This window comes from Pseudomonas sp. UYIF39, assembly GCF_029963765.1.
Classification (GTDB): domain Bacteria; phylum Pseudomonadota; class Gammaproteobacteria; order Pseudomonadales; family Pseudomonadaceae; genus Aquipseudomonas.
In genome coordinates this window covers 1-16,038 of sequence record NZ_JALBYU010000005.1, presented here as the reverse complement: position 1 = coordinate 16,038, position 16,038 = coordinate 1, and the positions used below count along the sequence as shown (strand labels likewise).

Below are 16,038 nucleotides of genomic sequence, written 5' to 3'. Positions count from 1 at the left end.
CATTTACCGCAGAACTCAGTTACCGCTCGAGTTCAGTGCTTCGGTCAGTGCAGCTTCCACTTCACTGGCGCTTACGCGCAACGGTTTGTCAGCATCACGGCGGCGCTTGCGCTCACTGTGATAAGCCAGACCGGTACCAGCCGGGATCAGACGACCCACGACCACGTTTTCTTTCAGGCCACGCAGGTAATCGCGCTTGCCGGTTACCGCCGCTTCGGTCAGTACACGAGTGGTTTCCTGGAAGGAAGCCGCCGAGATGAACGATTCGGTGGACAACGACGCCTTGGTGATACCCAACAGCACGCGAGTGAACTTGGAAACGAATTTCTCGTCGCCAGCCAGACGCTCGTTCTCTACCAGAACGTGAGTCAATTCCATCTGGTCGCCCTTGATGAAAGTGGAATCGCCAGATTCAGCGATTTCAACTTTACGCAGCATCTGACGCAGGATGGTCTCGATGTGCTTGTCGTTGATCTTCACGCCTTGCAGACGATAAACGTCCTGGATCTCGTTCACGATGTACTTGGCCAGCGCACTCACACCCAGCAGACGCAGAATGTCGTGTGGATCGCTCGGGCCGTCGGAGATAACTTCGCCGCGGTTTACCTGTTCGCCTTCGAAGACGTTCAGGTGACGCCACTTCGGAATCAGCTCTTCGTACGGATCGCTACCATCGTTCGGGGTGATAACCAGACGGCGCTTGCCTTTGGTCTCTTTACCGAACGCGATGGTGCCGCTGACTTCAGCCAGAATCGAGGCTTCTTTCGGACGACGGGCTTCGAACAAGTCGGCAACACGCGGCAGACCACCGGTGATGTCACGGGTTTTCGAAGTCTCTTGCGGAATACGAGCGATAACATCACCGATCGCGATTTTCGCACCGTCCGCTACACCGACCAAGGCGTTAGCAGGCAGGAAGTACTGAGCAATTACGTCGGTACCCGGCAACAAGAGATCCTTGCCGTTGTCATCGACCATCTTCACAGCAGGACGGATATCTTTACCGGCAGCTGGACGGTCTTTGGCGTCGAGTACTTCAATGTTGGTCATACCGGTCAATTCGTCAGTCTGACGCTTGATCGTGATGCCTTCTTCCATGCCCACGTAGGTCACGGTACCTTTCATTTCGGTAACGATTGGGTGAGTGTGCGGATCCCACTTGGCCACGATTGCGCCAGCGTCGACCTTGTCACCTTCTTTAACCGAAATCACAGCACCGTACGGCAGCTTGTAACGCTCGCGCTCACGACCGAAGTCATCAGCGATCGCCAGCTCACCGGAACGGGACACAGCAACCAGGCAACCATCCACTCGTTCAACGTGTTTCAGGTTGTGCAGACGGACGGTACCGCCATTCTTCACCTGAACGCTGTCAGCGGCGGAGGTCCGGCTTGCCGCACCACCGATGTGGAACGTACGCATGGTCAGCTGGGTACCCGGCTCACCGATGGACTGGGCAGCGATAACGCCGACCGCCTCACCGATGTTCACCTGGTGACCACGAGCCAGATCACGGCCGTAGCACTTGGCGCAAATGCCGTAGCGGGTTTCGCAGCTGATCGGCGAGCGCACGATCACTTCATCGATGCTGTTCAGCTCGATGAACTCGACCCACTTCTCGTCTACCAATGTGCCGGCAGGAACGATGATTTCTTCGGTACCTGGCTTGAACACGTCACGGGCAATGACACGACCCAATACGCGCTCGCCCAGCGGCTCAACAACGTCACCGCCTTCAATGTGCGGAGTCATTACCAGGCCATGCTCGGTGCCGCAATCGATCTCGGTCACAACCAGATCCTGCGCCACGTCTACCAGACGACGAGTCAGGTAACCGGAGTTCGCAGTTTTCAACGCGGTATCCGCCAAACCTTTACGAGCACCGTGAGTAGAGATGAAGTACTGAAGTACGCTCAAACCCTCACGGAAGTTCGCAGTAATCGGCGTTTCGATGATGGAACCGTCCGGCTTGGCCATCAGACCACGCATACCGGCGAGCTGACGGATCTGCGCAGCAGAACCCCGTGCGCCCGAGTCGGCCATCATGTACATCGAGTTGAAAGACTCTTGGTCGACTTCGACGCCATGGCGGTCGATGACTTTCTCTTTCGAGAGGTTGGCCATCATCGCCTTGGAAACTTCGTCGTTCGCCTTGGACCAAAGGTCGATCACTTTGTTGTACTTCTCGCCCTGAGTTACCAGGCCGGAGGCGTACTGACTTTCGATCTCTTTCACTTCATCAGTAGCAGCATTGATGATGCGGGCTTTTTCATCCGGGATAACGAAGTCGTTAACACCGATGGATACGCCGGAGATGGTCGAATAAGCAAAACCGGTGTACATCAACTGGTCAGCGAAGATCACGGTCTCTTTCAAACCAACCACGCGGTAGCACTGGTTGATCAGCTTGGAGATCGCCTTTTTCTTCATCGGCTGGTTGACGACGTCATACGACAAGCCAGGTGGAACAACCTGGAACAACAGCGCGCGGCCGACGGTAGTGTCGACGATACGGGTGTTCTTGACGCTGCCACCATCACGATCATTAACGGTTTCGTTGATCCGCACTTTGACTTTAGCGTGCAGTGCGGCTTCGCCGGCACGGAACACACGGTCAACTTCTTGCAGATCTGCGAACACGCGACCTTCGCCCTTGGCGTTGATCGCTTCACGAGTCATGTAGTACAGACCCAATACAACGTCCTGCGACGGAACGATGATTGGCTCACCGTTGGCTGGCGACAGAATGTTGTTGGTCGACATCATCAACGCACGCGCTTCCAACTGGGCTTCCAGTGTCAGCGGTACGTGCACGGCCATTTGGTCGCCGTCGAAGTCGGCGTTGTACGCAGCGCAGACCAGAGGGTGCAGCTGGATAGCCTTACCTTCGATCAGTACCGGTTCAAACGCCTGGATACCCAGACGGTGAAGGGTCGGTGCACGGTTGAGGAGAACCGGGTGTTCGCGGATGACTTCAGCGAGAACGTCCCAAACTTCCGGCAGCTCGCGCTCGACCATCTTCTTGGCAGCTTTGATGGTGGTCGCGAGACCACGCATTTCCAGCTTGCCGAAAATGAACGGTTTGAACAGCTCGAGAGCCATTTTCTTCGGCAGACCGCACTGGTGCAGACGCAGGGTCGGACCTACGGTAATTACCGAACGACCGGAGTAGTCAACGCGCTTACCGAGCAAGTTCTGACGGAAACGACCTTGCTTACCCTTGATCATGTCAGCCAGGGATTTCAGAGGACGCTTGTTGGAACCTGTGATAGCGCGGCCACGACGACCGTTGTCGAGCAGTGCATCGACGGCTTCCTGCAACATACGCTTTTCGTTGCGCACGATGATGTCCGGAGCGGACAGATCGAGCAGGCGCTTCAAGCGGTTGTTACGGTTGATCACTCGACGATACAGATCGTTGAGGTCGGAAGTCGCGAAGCGACCGCCATCCAGCGGGACCAGTGGACGCAGATCTGGCGGCAGAACCGGCAGAACGGTCAGCACCATCCATTCTGGAAGGTTGCCGGAACCCTGGAAGGCTTCCATCAACTTCAGACGCTTGGACAGTTTCTTGATTTTGGTTTCGGAGTTGGTTTGCGGAATTTCTTCACGCAGACGGCCAATCTCGTGTTCCAGATCGATAGCGTGCAGCAGCTCACGGACAGCTTCGGCACCCATGCGGGCATCGAAATCGTCGCCGAACTCTTCCAGCGCTTCGAAGTACTGCTCATCGTTGAGCAGCTGACCTTTTTCAAGGGTGGTCATGCCTGGATCGATAACGACATAGCTCTCGAAGTAGAGAACACGTTCGATATCACGCAGGGTCATGTCCATCAGCAAGCCGATACGGGACGGCAGCGATTTCAGGAACCAGATGTGGGCAACTGGCGAAGCCAGTTCGATGTGCGCCATGCGCTCACGACGAACTTTGGCCAGCGCGACTTCAACGCCGCACTTCTCGCAGATCACACCGCGGTGCTTCAAGCGCTTGTACTTACCGCACAGGCACTCGTAATCCTTTACCGGGCCAAAGATCTTGGCGCAGAACAGGCCGTCACGCTCAGGTTTGAACGTACGGTAGTTGATGGTTTCCGGCTTTTTAACTTCACCGAACGACCACGAACGGATCATCTCAGGCGATGCCAATCCAATACGGATGGCGTCGAACTCTTCGACTTGACCCTGGTTTTTCAGCAAATTCAGTAGGTCTTTCAAGGCCTTTCCTCCTGGCGGAGCAGAGAGCGGGCAATCCTGCCCCGCTCTCGATTCGCGTCACGTGTTATTCGGTTTCCAGATCGATATCGATGCCGAGGGAACGAATTTCCTTGATCAACACGTTGAAAGACTCGGGCATGCCCGGCTCCATACGGTGATCGCCATCCACGATGTTTTTGTACATCTTGGTACGGCCGTTCACATCGTCCGACTTCACTGTGAGCATTTCTTGCAGAGTGTAAGCAGCACCGTATGCTTCCAGTGCCCAGACCTCCATCTCCCCGAAACGCTGACCACCGAACTGCGCCTTACCACCCAGCGGCTGCTGAGTAACCAGGCTGTACGAACCGGTAGAACGAGCGTGCATCTTGTCGTCTACCAAGTGGTTCAGCTTCAGCATGTACATGTAGCCAACAGTAACCGGGCGCTCGAACTTGTTGCCGGTACGGCCGTCGGTCAGCTGCATCTGGCCGCTTTCTGGCAGGTCTGCCAGTTTCAGCATGGCCTTGATTTCGCTTTCCTTGGCACCGTCGAACACTGGAGTGGCCATTGGAACGCCGCCACGCAGGTTCTTCGCCAGATCCAGGATTTCCTGGTCGGAGAAGCTATCCAGATCTTCGTTACGACCGCCGATCTGGTTGTAGATCTCGTCCAGGAATTTACGAAGCTCAGCGACTTTGCGCTGCTCTTCGATCATCCGGTTGATCTTCTCGCCCAAGCCTTTAGCCGCGAGGCCCAGGTGGGTTTCAAGGATCTGACCAACGTTCATACGCGAAGGTACGCCCAACGGGTTGAGGACGACGTCGACCGGGGTGCCATTGGCATCGTGCGGCATGTCTTCAACCGGCATGATCACGGAGACCACACCTTTGTTACCGTGACGACCGGCCATCTTGTCGCCCGGCTGGATGCGACGACGGATTGCCAGGTAAACCTTGACGATTTTCAGCACGCCTGGAGCCAGGTCATCGCCCTGCTGCAGCTTGCGCTTCTTGTCTTCGAACTTGTCGTCCAGCAGACGGCGGCGATCAACGATGTAGGCCTGAGCCTTCTCGAGCTGCTCGTTCAGAGCATCTTCAGCCATGCGCAGCTTGAACCACTGACCATGCTCAAGACCGTCGAGAATTTCGTCGGTGATGTCCTGACCTTTCTTCAGACCGGCGCCGCCTTCGGCTTTGTGGCCGACCAGAGCGGAGCGCAGACGTTCGAAAGTTGCGCCTTCAACGATACGGAACTCTTCGTTCAGGTCCTTGCGGATCTCGTCGAGTTGAGTCTTCTCGATCGACAGTGCACGAGCATCACGCTCAACGCCGTCGCGGGTGAAGACCTGTACGTCGATGACGGTACCCTTGGTGCCGGTAGGCACGCGCAGGGAGGTGTCTTTAACGTCGCTGGCTTTTTCACCGAAGATAGCACGCAGCAGTTTTTCTTCCGGAGTCAGTTGGGTCTCGCCTTTCGGAGTGACCTTACCAACCAGGATGTCGCCTGCGCCAACTTCAGCACCTACGTAAACGATACCGGCTTCGTCCAGCTTGTTCAGTGCAGCTTCACCCACGTTCGGGATGTCTGCAGTGATTTCCTCTGGCCCAAGCTTGGTGTCACGTGCCACACAGGTCAGTTCCTGAATGTGGATCGTGGTAAAGCGGTCTTCTTGAACAACTCGTTCCGACAGGCAGATGGAGTCTTCGAAGTTGTAACCGTTCCAGGCCATGAACGCGATGCGCATGTTCTGACCCAGCGCCAGTTCACCCATGTCGGTGGACGGGCCGTCAGCCATGATGTCGCTACGCTGAACCCGATCACCTTTACGCACCAGCGGACGCTGGTTGATGCAGGTGTTCTGGTTGGAGCGGGTGTATTTGGTCAGGTTGTAGATGTCGACACCAGCTTCACCGGTTTCAACTTCATCATCAGCAACACGAACCACGATACGGCTGGCGTCTACGGAATCGATAACGCCACCACGACGAGCCACGACGCAAACGCCGGAGTCACGAGCTACGTTACGCTCCATGCCAGTACCGACCAGCGGCTTGTCAGCGCGCAGGGTTGGTACAGCTTGACGCTGCATGTTCGAACCCATCAACGCACGGTTGGCGTCATCGTGCTCGAGGAACGGGATCAGCGACGCTGCAACCGAAACTACCTGCTTCGGCGATACGTCCATCAAGGTGACGTCTTCCGGCGCCTTGACGGTGAACTCGTTCAAGTGACGAACAGCTACCAGCTCGTCGATCAGCATTTTCTTGTCGTTCATCGTGGCCGAAGCCTGAGCGATCACGTGATCAGCTTCTTCGATGGCGGACAGGAACACGATCTCGTCGGTGACCAGAGCGTCTTTCACCACACGGTACGGACTTTCGAGGAAGCCGTACTGGTTGGTGCGCGCATAAGCAGCCAGGGAGTTGATCAGACCGATGTTCGGACCTTCCGGCGTTTCAATCGGGCATACACGACCGTAGTGAGTCGGGTGTACGTCACGAACTTCAAAGCCAGCGCGCTCACGAGTCAAACCGCCAGGGCCGAGTGCAGAAACACGACGCTTGTGGGTGATCTCGGACAGCGGGTTGTTCTGGTCCATGAACTGGGAAAGCTGGCTGGAACCGAAGAACTCTTTCACCGCCGCAGCCACTGGCTTGGCGTTGATCAGGTCTTGCGGCATCAGGCCTTCGCTTTCAGCCATCGACAGACGCTCTTTGACCGCACGCTCAACACGTACCAGGCCAACGCGGAACTGGTTCTCGGCCATTTCGCCTACGCAGCGAACACGACGGTTACCCAGGTGGTCGATGTCATCGACGATGCCTTTACCGTTACGGATGTCGACCAGAGTCTTCAGCACGGCAACGATGTCTTCTTTGCACAACACGCCCGAACCTTCGATCTCGGTACGACCGATACGACGGTTGAACTTCATCCGGCCGACCGCAGACAGGTCATAGCGCTCAGGGCTGAAGAACAGGTTGTTGAACAGGGTCTCGGCAGCGTCTTTGGTTGGCGGCTCGCCTGGACGCATCATGCGATAGATCTCGACCAGCGCTTCCAATTGGTTGCTGGTGGAGTCGATCTTCAGAGTGTCGGAGACGAACGGACCGCAGTCGATATCGTTGGTGTACAGCGTTTCGATGCGAACAACCTGGGCCTTGGCAATTTTTGCCAGGATCTCGGTGTTCAGCTCGGTGTTGCACTCTGCCAGGATTTCGCCGGTTGCCGGATGCACGATGGCCTTGGCGGTAGTGCGACCCAGGACGTAGTCCAGAGGCACTTCCAGGGTCTTGAGACCGGCTTTTTCGATCTGGTTGATGTGGCGCGCAGTAATACGGCGACCAGCCTCAACGATGACCTTGCCCTTCTCGTCCTGAATATCAAGTACAGCGATTTCACCACGCAGACGCGAAGCAATCAGTTCCAGACTGAGGGTTTCGCCGCTCAGGTGGAAAACGTTGGTGGTGTAGAACGCGTCGAGCACTTCTTCAGTGGTATAGCCGAGCGCGCGCAGCAGTACCGATGCAGGCAGCTTGCGACGACGGTCGATACGCACGAATACGCAGTCTTTCGGGTCGAACTCGAAGTCCAACCACGAACCGCGGTAAGGAATGATACGTGCCGAGTACAACAGTTTGCCGGAGCTGTGCGTCTTGCCACGGTCGTGGTCGAAGAACACGCCCGGGGAACGGTGCAGCTGGGAAACGATTACACGCTCGGTACCGTTGATTACAAAGGTACCGTTCTCAGTCATCAGGGGGATTTCACCCATGTAGACTTCTTGCTCTTTGATGTCCTTGATCGCTTTGTTCGACGATTCTTTGTCGAAAATGATCAGGCGCACTTTTACCCGCAAAGGTACGGCGTAAGTTACACCGCGCAATACGCATTCTTTGACATCAAATGCCGGTTCGCCCAGGCGATAACCGACGTACTCCAGCGCAGCATTGCCGGAGTAGCTGATGATCGGGAAAACGGATTTGAAGGCCGCATGCAGGCCCACGTCGCGGAACTGATCTTTAGTCGCTCCCGCTTGCAAGAATTCACGATACGAATCCAGCTGGATGGCCAGGAGGTACGGCACATCCATGACGTCCGGCAACTTGCTAAAGTCCTTGCGGATACGTTTTTTCTCAGTATATGAGTAAGCCATCAGCGTTCCCCAGCTTGGTCACCTGCTTGTTTGGCCCCTCCCGACGGGAGCAGCCAGAAAATCGTGCAAACCCCATGGTTTGCGCCACCGCATCGGGTGGTTACAACTCGCTATCAGCACCGACCCAGTCGGCCGCCAATAACGGAAAAAGGCCGGTGGCAAGAGCCACCAGCCATCAGCCTTTCGCTTAACGCTCGGGCTGGAGACGCAAAGTCGATGCTTATTTCAGCTCGACTTTAGCGCCTGCTTCTTCCAGAGTGGCTTTTGCTTTGTCAGCTGCGTCTTTCGAAACAGCTTCCAGAACAACGCCAGGAGCGCCGTCAACTACAGCCTTGGCTTCTTTCAGGCCCAGACCGGTCAGCTCACGTACTGCCTTGATCACGTTAACTTTCTTCTCGCCAGCTTCCAGCAGCATGACGTTGAATTCAGTTTGTTCTTCAACAACGGCAGCGACAGCAGCTGGACCAGCGGAAGCAGCGGCAGCGGAAACGCCGAACTTCTCTTCCATGGCCTTGATCAGCTCAACGATTTCCAGAACGGATTTTTCGCCGATTGCTTCGATGATTTGGTCGTTAGTCAGAGACATGACTATAAATTCCTGTATTGGGGTGACAGCCTACGCGGCCATCGAAATAAACAATAAACGCTGAAAGGAGTCGCTCAGCCTTAGGCTGCGGCAGCTTCTTTCTGGTCGCGAAGAGCCGCCAGAGTACGAGCCAATTTGCTGGTTGCGCCTTGAATCACGCTCATCAGCTGAGAAATTGCTTCGTCACGGGTCGGCAGGCTTGCCAGTACGTCGATCTGATTAGCTGCGAGGAACTTGCCCTCGAACGCAGCTGCCTTGATCTCGAACTTATCCTGACCTTTTGCGAACTCTTTGAAGATACGAGCAGCAGCGCCCGGATGATCTTTGGAGAATGCAATCAAGGTCGGGCCGGTGAACACGTCGTTGAGCACGTCATACTGAGTGCCAGCAACGGCGCGCTTGAGCAGAGTGTTACGTACAACACGTACGTAAACACCAGCTTCACGAGCCTCTTTACGGAGTCCGGTCATAGCGCCTACTGTTACGCCACGGGCATCAGCCACGACAGCGGACAGAGCAACTTGGGCAGCCTTGTTGACTTCAGCGACGATGGCCTTCTTGTCTTCAAGTTTAATTGCCACGGGAAAAACTCCTGCTTGTTACCGTTTCATCCAACCGAGGCCAGATGTCGTTTTGGTGTCTGATTCGGTAAGGAACCGGGAGCACCATCTGCGTAGGCTTGAGGTTTAAGACTTGCGTCGCCTACGGTCTTGGATAGCCCCCGCCAGGCAGGGACCCCAATTTTTCAATTGGCGCAATTACTTGCGCCAACCTGTGTCTTACGCGTCGAGCGAGCCTTGGTCGATGACCAGGCCTGGACCCATGGTAGTGCTCAGGGTAACGCGCTTGACGTAAATACCTTTCGAGGAAGCTGGCTTGATACGCTTCAGATCAGCGATCAGGGCCTCAACGTTTTCCTTCAGCTTGACGGCGTCGAAGCCAACCTTGCCAACGGAGGTGTGGATGATGCCGTTTTTGTCGGTGCGATAACGAACCTGACCAGCCTTGGCGTTTTTAACCGCGGTAGCTACGTCTGGCGTTACGGTGCCGACTTTAGGGTTAGGCATCAGGCCACGCGGGCCCAGGATCTGACCCAACTGACCAACAACGCGCATTGCATCCGGGGATGCGATAACTACGTCATAGTTCAGGTCGCCGCCTTTCATTTCAGCAGCCAGATCGTCCATACCTACACGGTCAGCGCCGGCAGCCAAAGCGGCCTCAGCAGCTGGACCCTGGGTGAACACAGCAACGCGAACGGTCTTGCCAGTGCCGTGTGGCAGCACAGTAGCGCTACGAACGACCTGGTCGGATTTACGCGGGTCAACACCCAAGTTTACAGCAACGTCAAACGACTCGCTGAACTTGACGGTCGACAGCTCAGCCAGCAGAGCAGCTGCGTCTACAAAGTTGTAGGACTTGCCTGCTTCGATTTTGCCGGCGATAGCCTTTTGACGCTTGGTCAACTTAGCCATTACACACCCTCCACGTTAAGGCCCATGCTACGAGCAGAACCGGCGATAGTACGCACGGCCGCGTCCATATCAGCTGCAGTCAGATCCGCGTTTTTGGTTTTCGCGATTTCTTCCAGCTGAGCACGGGTAACGGTGCCAACCTTAACGGTGTTCGGACGAGCGGAACCGCTAGTCAGACCAGCAGCTTTCTTCAGCAGAACCGAAGCAGGTGTGGATTTGGTTTCGAAAGTGAAGCTACGGTCGCTGTAGACAGTGATGATCACTGGAGTCGGCAGACCTGGCTCAATACCCTGAGTACGGGCGTTGAAAGCCTTGCAGAATTCCATGATGTTCACGCCGTGCTGACCCAGAGCAGGACCAACAGGTGGGCTTGGGTTAGCCTGAGCGGCCTTCACTTGCAGCTTGATGTAAGCGGTAATCTTCTTGGCCATGAGGCACTCCAATTACGGGTTCGAACGCCTCGAAAGGCTCCCCGGTTACTTGCGCGTTTATCCCAGTGACGACAAAACCCCACAGCCTAGACTGCGGGGTTGGGATGCTTGCTCAGCTAGACTTTTTCGACCTGGCTGAACTCTAGCTCTACCGGAGTAGAGCGACCGAAAATGAGCACTGCCACTTGGATCCGGCTCTTCTCGTAGTTAACTTCTTCGACCGTGCCAGTAAAGTCGGCAAACGGACCGTCATTGACACGCACCGACTCACCTGGCTCGAACAACGTCTTCGGCTTCGGCTTGTCGCTACCATCAGCAACGCGACGCAGAATCGCTTCTGCCTCTTTATCTGTGATAGGTGCAGGCTTATCAGCAGTACCGCCGATAAAACCCATCACCCGAGGAGTATCCTTGACTAAGTGCCAAGTACCCTCATTCATATCCATCTGAACCAGCACATAACCTGGGAAGAACTTGCGCTCGCTTTTGCGTTTCTGGCCATTACGCATTTCAACCACTTCTTCAGTGGGAACCAGAATTTCGCCAAAGCCATCTTCCATGCCAGCCAGCTTTACGCGCTCTACCAACGAGCGCATGACATGCTTCTCGTAACCGGAGTAAGCATGCACAACGTACCAACGCTTAGCCACGGGACACCCTTAGCCGACAATCAAGGAAACAAGCCAACCGAGCAGGGAATCAAGCCCCCACAACAGCAACGCCATAACCAGTACAACAGCCACAACGATCAACGTGGTCTGCGTGGTTTCTTGGCGAGTTGGCCATACGACTTTACGAATCTCGGTGCGAGCTTCCTTAACCAGTACAAAGAAAGACTTGCCCTTGACTGTTTGCAGGCCTACAAAGGCAGCTACAGCAGCAATGGCGAGCAAAGCTAGTACGCGGTACAGGATCGGCGAAGCAGAGTAATACTGATTGCCAACAACGCCAACAACCACCAAAGCGACTACTACTAGCCACTTGAGCAGATCGAAGCGAGAGCCTTGAGCTTCAGCTTTAGGAGTCATCTATGAAGATCCTGTGAAAAGAAAGCCAGACACACCAAGTGAATCTGGCAGGTCAGGAGGGAATCGAACCCCCAACCTACGGTTTTGGAGACCGTCGCTCTGCCAATTGAGCTACTGACCTAAAACAAAATCAGGCCGACCATTATGCCGGCCCGAAAAAGACATTACAACAATTTACTCGATAACCTTAGCAACGACACCAGCGCCGACGGTACGACCGCCCTCACGAATGGCGAAACGCAGACCATCTTCCATTGCGATGGTTTTGATCAGAGTGACCGTCATTTGGACGTTATCACCTGGCATCACCATTTCAACGCCTTCCGGCAGTTCGCAGTTACCGGTCACGTCAGTGGTCCGGAAGTAGAACTGTGGACGGTAGCCTTTGAAGAACGGCGTATGACGACCACCCTCTTCCTTGCTCAGAACGTAAACTTCAGCAGTGAACTTGGTATGCGGCTTGACGGTGCCCGGCTTGACCAGAACCTGGCCACGCTCAACATCATCACGCTTGGTACCACGCAGCAACACACCACAGTTCTCGCCAGCACGACCCTCATCGAGCAGCTTGCGGAACATCTCAACACCAGTGCAAGTAGTTTTGACAGTGTCACGAAGACCAACAATCTCAACTTCTTCCTGAATGCGGACAATGCCACGCTCAACACGACCAGTCACAACAGTACCGCGACCGGAGATCGAGAAAACATCCTCGATCGGCATCAGGAACGGCTTATCAATAGCACGCTCAGGCTGCGGAATGTAGCTATCCAGAGTCTCAACCAACTTCTTGACGGCCGTAGTGCCCATCTCGTTATCGTCTTGACCATTCAGCGCCATCAGCGCCGAACCAATGATGATCGGAGTGTCATCACCTGGGAAATCGTAAGTGCTCAGCAGGTCGCGCACCTCCATCTCAACCAACTCCAGCAGCTCCGCATCATCAACCATGTCAGCCTTGTTCAGGAAGACAACAATGTACGGAACGCCAACCTGGCGAGACAAAAGGATGTGCTCACGGGTTTGCGGCATCGGACCATCAGCAGCCGAGCAAACCAGAATCGCACCATCCATCTGTGCAGCACCGGTAATCATGTTTTTTACGTAGTCAGCGTGACCCGGACAGTCAACATGTGCGTAGTGACGCACGGCCGAATCGTACTCAACGTGAGCGGTGTTGATTGTAATACCACGAGCTTTTTCTTCAGGGGCGCTATCGATCTTGTCGAAGTCAACCTTTGCCGAACCGAAAACTTCGGAACAGACGCGGGTCAAAGCAGCAGTCAGAGTAGTTTTACCGTGATCGACGTGACCAATAGTACCAACGTTGACGTGCGGCTTATTACGTTCGAACTTTTCCTTAGCCATCAAAATCACCCCTAGGAGAAGAAATGAGCAGGTCAAACAAGCCATTAAAACAAAGGCAGATATTTTCATATCTGCCTTGTTATATGGAGCTCTTGAGCGGATTTGAACCGCTGACCTCACCCTTACCAAGGGTGTGCTCTACCAACTGAGCTACAAGAGCGTAACACTATGCAGGATCTGCAAACTTGGAGCGGGTAGCGGGAATCGAACCCGCATCATCAGCTTGGAAGGCTGAGGTTCTACCACTAAACTATACCCGCGAGCTTGCAGCTCTCGCTAAAAATGGTGGAGGGGGAAGGATTCGAACCTTCGAAGTCGTAGACGTCAGATTTACAGTCTGATCCCTTTGGCCGCTCGGGAACCCCTCCTAAGCGAGCCGGCATTCTATATCATGCCAGCCTTCTGTCAAGCATTTTCTCATTAAAAACCTGAGGTTAGCTGCATTGACATCACTTTGCGGTGTTAACCATTAAAGGTCTTCACTGCGAAGCGGGCGCCATTCTATGCAAACTATTCGGCGGGTGCAACCCCCTCGCACGGCATTATTTTATGTTTTAACTCATTGAATTCTCTAGAAAGGTTTTTCAGCTGCGAGTCATCCAGCCAACGCCGGCTTTCTGGCGCCACACGCACCCAGTAACCGTCAGACCCGGCGGGAGCCCTCAGCAAGGACTCGAACTTGATCTCCATGCCACTCAACCGCCGCTCGACCGCCTGAGCTGCGTCCTGACGAGCAAAACCGCCCAGATAGAGGCAACCATCGTCTGTCTGGGTAGACTTTCCTTTATCACGAGCCGCGTCAGTTGCCTCACTCAACAAGCGAATATCCTGCTGCGCCCCCTTATACAAACTCAAAGGGGTTACATCCTTCGCACGCAGAGGAGCCTCTTGTTGGTGCCAGATGTAATAGAACACATTGAGAACAAGCAGCAGCAGAAACAACCAACGCATAAAAACCTCAGGACAAGGGGCACGCCATAGCCAAACCTACAAACACCAGATCAGGAACCACCCTGGCCTCAGGCACGATCTCGGAAACCAGGTCTGCGTCTCCTCCAGTGAGGAACACAGCAAAATCAGCCCCCCAATAACTACGCGCCAACTCTAGCTGCGTCAGGACAAAGCCTCTCAGCATCAATGAGCATCCCCGCTCGACCGCTTCGACAGTTGTCCGACCAGGAACGAGACTTTCCAGAGCGCGCTCGGCTGCTAGATCACCATAACGAATTCTACGGGTGTGGGTACGCAATTGGTTTCGCATCAGAGGCATTCCCGGGCATATAAATCCTCCGAGGTGCTCTCCACCGCTGGAGATGAAGTCCGCAGTAACAGCCGTACCAAAATCAAGCACAAGGCACGCACCCGAAGCCAGCTGGAATCCCCCAAGCATCGCCAACCAACGGTCGAGCCCTAACCGCTCGAACTCCTCATAACCGTTACGAACCCCGGACATTTCGCGGGACGGCGCCGCACATACCACCGATACACCAAAAGCTGCTGTCAGCTGAGAAATCAGTGCACTGGTTTCATCGGCAGTCCTGACACTGACCAACCGACAAAACTTGAGAGTGAGACCCTTCAGCGCTTTCAAGCTCTCCAACAAAGCAACATCCGAATCAACGACGCCCTCGCCAACCACCCGCCGAACATCCGCATCGAGCACACGCCACTTGATAAAACTGTTTCCGCAGTCGAGCTCAAGAATCATCACGCAACCTCAGACTGAGCTCACCACCACTAAAGACTTTTTCCACACCACCCACCTTCAAGCGCAGGGCACCCTGACTATCAATACCCAGCACTTCGCCCTCTATATGGTTAACACCTGCGATCAACGAAACGGCCCGCCCCTGCCAGAGGTGATTTTGCTCCCACTCTGTCTGGATAGCTGAAAATCCCTCGACTTGATGACGACACAGATATGCCTGGAGCATCGCGCCCAACTCCCCGACCAGGTGATTTCGATCAAACACCTTGCCCGACTCTAGCCGCATGGACGTCCATTGCTGATCTACCTCATCGGTAATCTGCATGTTCACATTAATTCCCACACCCAGCACAACGTGACACACATCAGCAGGATCTCCCACCAGCTCGAGCAATATCCCAGCGATCTTCTTCTGACCAACCAGAACATCATTGGGCCACTTCAGTCCAACCCCCGAAATACCAAGCTCACGCAGGGCCTGCATGACGGCGAGCCCAACAACTAGACTCAAGCCTTCCAACTGACGCATTCCACCTTCAATACGCAGCACGAGGCTGTAATAGATGTTTTCCGCGAATGGACTTGCCCATTTACGTCCACGCCGCCCGCGACCTGCAGTTTGCCGTTCGGCAAGTACCAGAAAGGGTGCCGCCTGCCCCCGCTCTATGGCACGCAAAGCCTCGGCGTTAGTGGAGTCAATTGAATCGAAAACCAGGATGGGCCAATCACAAGAAGGCGCCCGCTCTCTTATCTCGACAGGATCAAGCAGCGTTAATGGCGCAGCCAGTTGATAGCCGCGACCCCGCACCTTATGAATGGATAATCCCAGCTCAGCTTCTAAATGCTGAAGCTGCTTCCAAACGGCACTACGGCTGATACCCAAGGCAATACCAAGGGCCTGACCCGAATGGAATCGGCCATCCTTAAGAAGCTTTAACAATGTCAGCATGCAAGTCTCGCCTCACAATGAGGCCCGCATGATAGCCATGCCCCGCGCCATTGCATAGAAACCCTACAGGTCAGTTTTCCTGCAGACAAAACAAAACCCCTACCTGCATACGCAGATAGGGGTTTCGGAATTTAATCTTG

The 16,038-nt window shown here is 54.8% G+C and carries 12 protein-coding genes and 4 tRNA genes; all 16 read right to left on the bottom strand.

The genetic code is table 11. The features are described 5' to 3' along the window. Nucleotides 1-15: 15 nt before the first annotated feature. Nucleotides 16-4,215, bottom strand: a complete 4,200-nt coding sequence (rpoC, locus tag MO767_RS08175; protein ID WP_111451230.1) for a DNA-directed RNA polymerase subunit beta' — start codon at nucleotides 4,213-4,215, stop codon at nucleotides 16-18. Between the two features lie 64 nt (nucleotides 4,216-4,279). After that, nucleotides 4,280-8,353, bottom strand: a complete 4,074-nt coding sequence (gene rpoB, locus MO767_RS08170; protein WP_046053257.1) for a DNA-directed RNA polymerase subunit beta — start codon at nucleotides 8,351-8,353, stop codon at nucleotides 4,280-4,282. A gap of 220 nt (nucleotides 8,354-8,573) precedes the next feature. Then, nucleotides 8,574-8,939, bottom strand: a complete 366-nt coding sequence (gene rplL, locus MO767_RS08165) for a 50S ribosomal protein L7/L12 (protein WP_008145490.1) — start codon at nucleotides 8,937-8,939, stop codon at nucleotides 8,574-8,576. A gap of 80 nt (nucleotides 8,940-9,019) precedes the next feature. After that, entirely contained in the window at nucleotides 9,020-9,520 is a 501-nt protein-coding gene (gene rplJ / locus MO767_RS08160) for a 50S ribosomal protein L10 (RefSeq protein WP_008145489.1), read from the bottom strand. A gap of 198 nt (nucleotides 9,521-9,718) precedes the next feature. Continuing rightward, the gene (gene rplA, locus MO767_RS08155; protein ID WP_007896626.1) at nucleotides 9,719-10,414 is read right to left on the bottom strand and encodes a 50S ribosomal protein L1; all 696 of its coding nucleotides are present in this window, start codon (nucleotides 10,412-10,414) and stop codon (nucleotides 9,719-9,721) included. Further along, nucleotides 10,414-10,845 carry a 50S ribosomal protein L11 gene (gene rplK, locus MO767_RS08150; protein WP_003210097.1) on the bottom strand — a complete coding sequence of 144 codons (432 nt, stop codon included), beginning with the start codon at nucleotides 10,843-10,845 and terminating at the stop codon, nucleotides 10,414-10,416. Before rplK ends, rplA begins: the two co-directional genes overlap by 1 nt. 116 nt (nucleotides 10,846-10,961) lie before the next feature. Beyond that, nucleotides 10,962-11,495 carry a transcription termination/antitermination protein NusG gene (gene nusG, locus MO767_RS08145; protein WP_007896622.1) on the bottom strand — a complete coding sequence of 178 codons (534 nt, stop codon included), beginning with the start codon at nucleotides 11,493-11,495 and terminating at the stop codon, nucleotides 10,962-10,964. Nucleotides 11,496-11,504: 9 nt separating this feature from the next. Then, complete coding sequence (gene secE / locus MO767_RS08140) at nucleotides 11,505-11,873, bottom strand: preprotein translocase subunit SecE (RefSeq protein WP_008145488.1); 369 nt, start codon at nucleotides 11,871-11,873, stop codon at nucleotides 11,505-11,507. A 45-nt stretch (nucleotides 11,874-11,918) separates the two neighbouring features. Further along, nucleotides 11,919-11,994 (bottom strand) — tRNA-Trp (locus MO767_RS08135). 53 nt (nucleotides 11,995-12,047) lie between these two features. Next, complete coding sequence (gene tuf / locus MO767_RS08130; protein WP_007896619.1) at nucleotides 12,048-13,241, bottom strand: elongation factor Tu; 1,194 nt, start codon at nucleotides 13,239-13,241, stop codon at nucleotides 12,048-12,050. Between the two features lie 84 nt (nucleotides 13,242-13,325). Continuing rightward, nucleotides 13,326-13,401: transfer RNA gene (locus tag MO767_RS08125), tRNA-Thr, on the bottom strand. 26 nt (nucleotides 13,402-13,427) lie between these two features. Beyond that, nucleotides 13,428-13,501: transfer RNA gene (locus tag MO767_RS08120), tRNA-Gly, on the bottom strand. Between the two features lie 23 nt (nucleotides 13,502-13,524). Beyond that, nucleotides 13,525-13,609, bottom strand: a tRNA-Tyr gene (locus tag MO767_RS08115). 142 nt (nucleotides 13,610-13,751) lie between these two features. After that, nucleotides 13,752-14,192 carry a hypothetical protein gene (locus MO767_RS08110; protein ID WP_282480104.1) on the bottom strand — a complete coding sequence of 147 codons (441 nt, stop codon included), beginning with the start codon at nucleotides 14,190-14,192 and terminating at the stop codon, nucleotides 13,752-13,754. Nucleotides 14,193-14,199: 7 nt separating this feature from the next. Then, nucleotides 14,200-14,949, bottom strand: coding sequence for a pantothenate kinase (locus tag MO767_RS08105; RefSeq protein ID WP_282480103.1), 750 nt, complete (start codon nucleotides 14,947-14,949; stop codon nucleotides 14,200-14,202). Then, nucleotides 14,939-15,898, bottom strand: coding sequence for a bifunctional biotin--[acetyl-CoA-carboxylase] ligase/biotin operon repressor BirA (birA, locus tag MO767_RS08100; RefSeq protein WP_282480102.1), 960 nt, complete (start codon nucleotides 15,896-15,898; stop codon nucleotides 14,939-14,941). The genes MO767_RS08105 and birA overlap by 11 nt, the downstream gene beginning before the upstream one ends. Nucleotides 15,899-16,038 lie beyond the last annotated feature (140 nt).

Excerpts from the sequence above, each read along its gene's own strand:
- tuf (WP_007896619.1), bottom strand. The coding sequence starts at position 13,241 with ATGGCTAAGGAAAAGTTCGAACGTAATAAGCCGCACGTCAACGTTGGT.
- secE (WP_008145488.1), bottom strand. The coding sequence starts at position 11,873 with ATGACTCCTAAAGCTGAAGCTCAAGGCTCTCGCTTCGATCTGCTCAAG.
- rplA (WP_007896626.1), bottom strand. The coding sequence starts at position 10,414 with ATGGCTAAGTTGACCAAGCGTCAAAAGGCTATCGCCGGCAAAATCGAA.
- MO767_RS08105 (WP_282480103.1), bottom strand. The coding sequence starts at position 14,949 with ATGATTCTTGAGCTCGACTGCGGAAACAGTTTTATCAAGTGGCGTGTG.
- rplK (WP_003210097.1), bottom strand. The coding sequence starts at position 10,845 with ATGGCCAAGAAGATTACCGCTTACATCAAGCTGCAAGTGAAGGCCGCT.
- rplL (WP_008145490.1), bottom strand. The coding sequence starts at position 8,939 with ATGTCTCTGACTAACGACCAAATCATCGAAGCAATCGGCGAAAAATCC.
- MO767_RS08110 (WP_282480104.1), bottom strand. The coding sequence starts at position 14,192 with ATGCGTTGGTTGTTTCTGCTGCTGCTTGTTCTCAATGTGTTCTATTAC.
- rpoB (WP_046053257.1), bottom strand. The coding sequence starts at position 8,353 with ATGGCTTACTCATATACTGAGAAAAAACGTATCCGCAAGGACTTTAGC.
- birA (WP_282480102.1), bottom strand. The coding sequence starts at position 15,898 with ATGCTGACATTGTTAAAGCTTCTTAAGGATGGCCGATTCCATTCGGGT.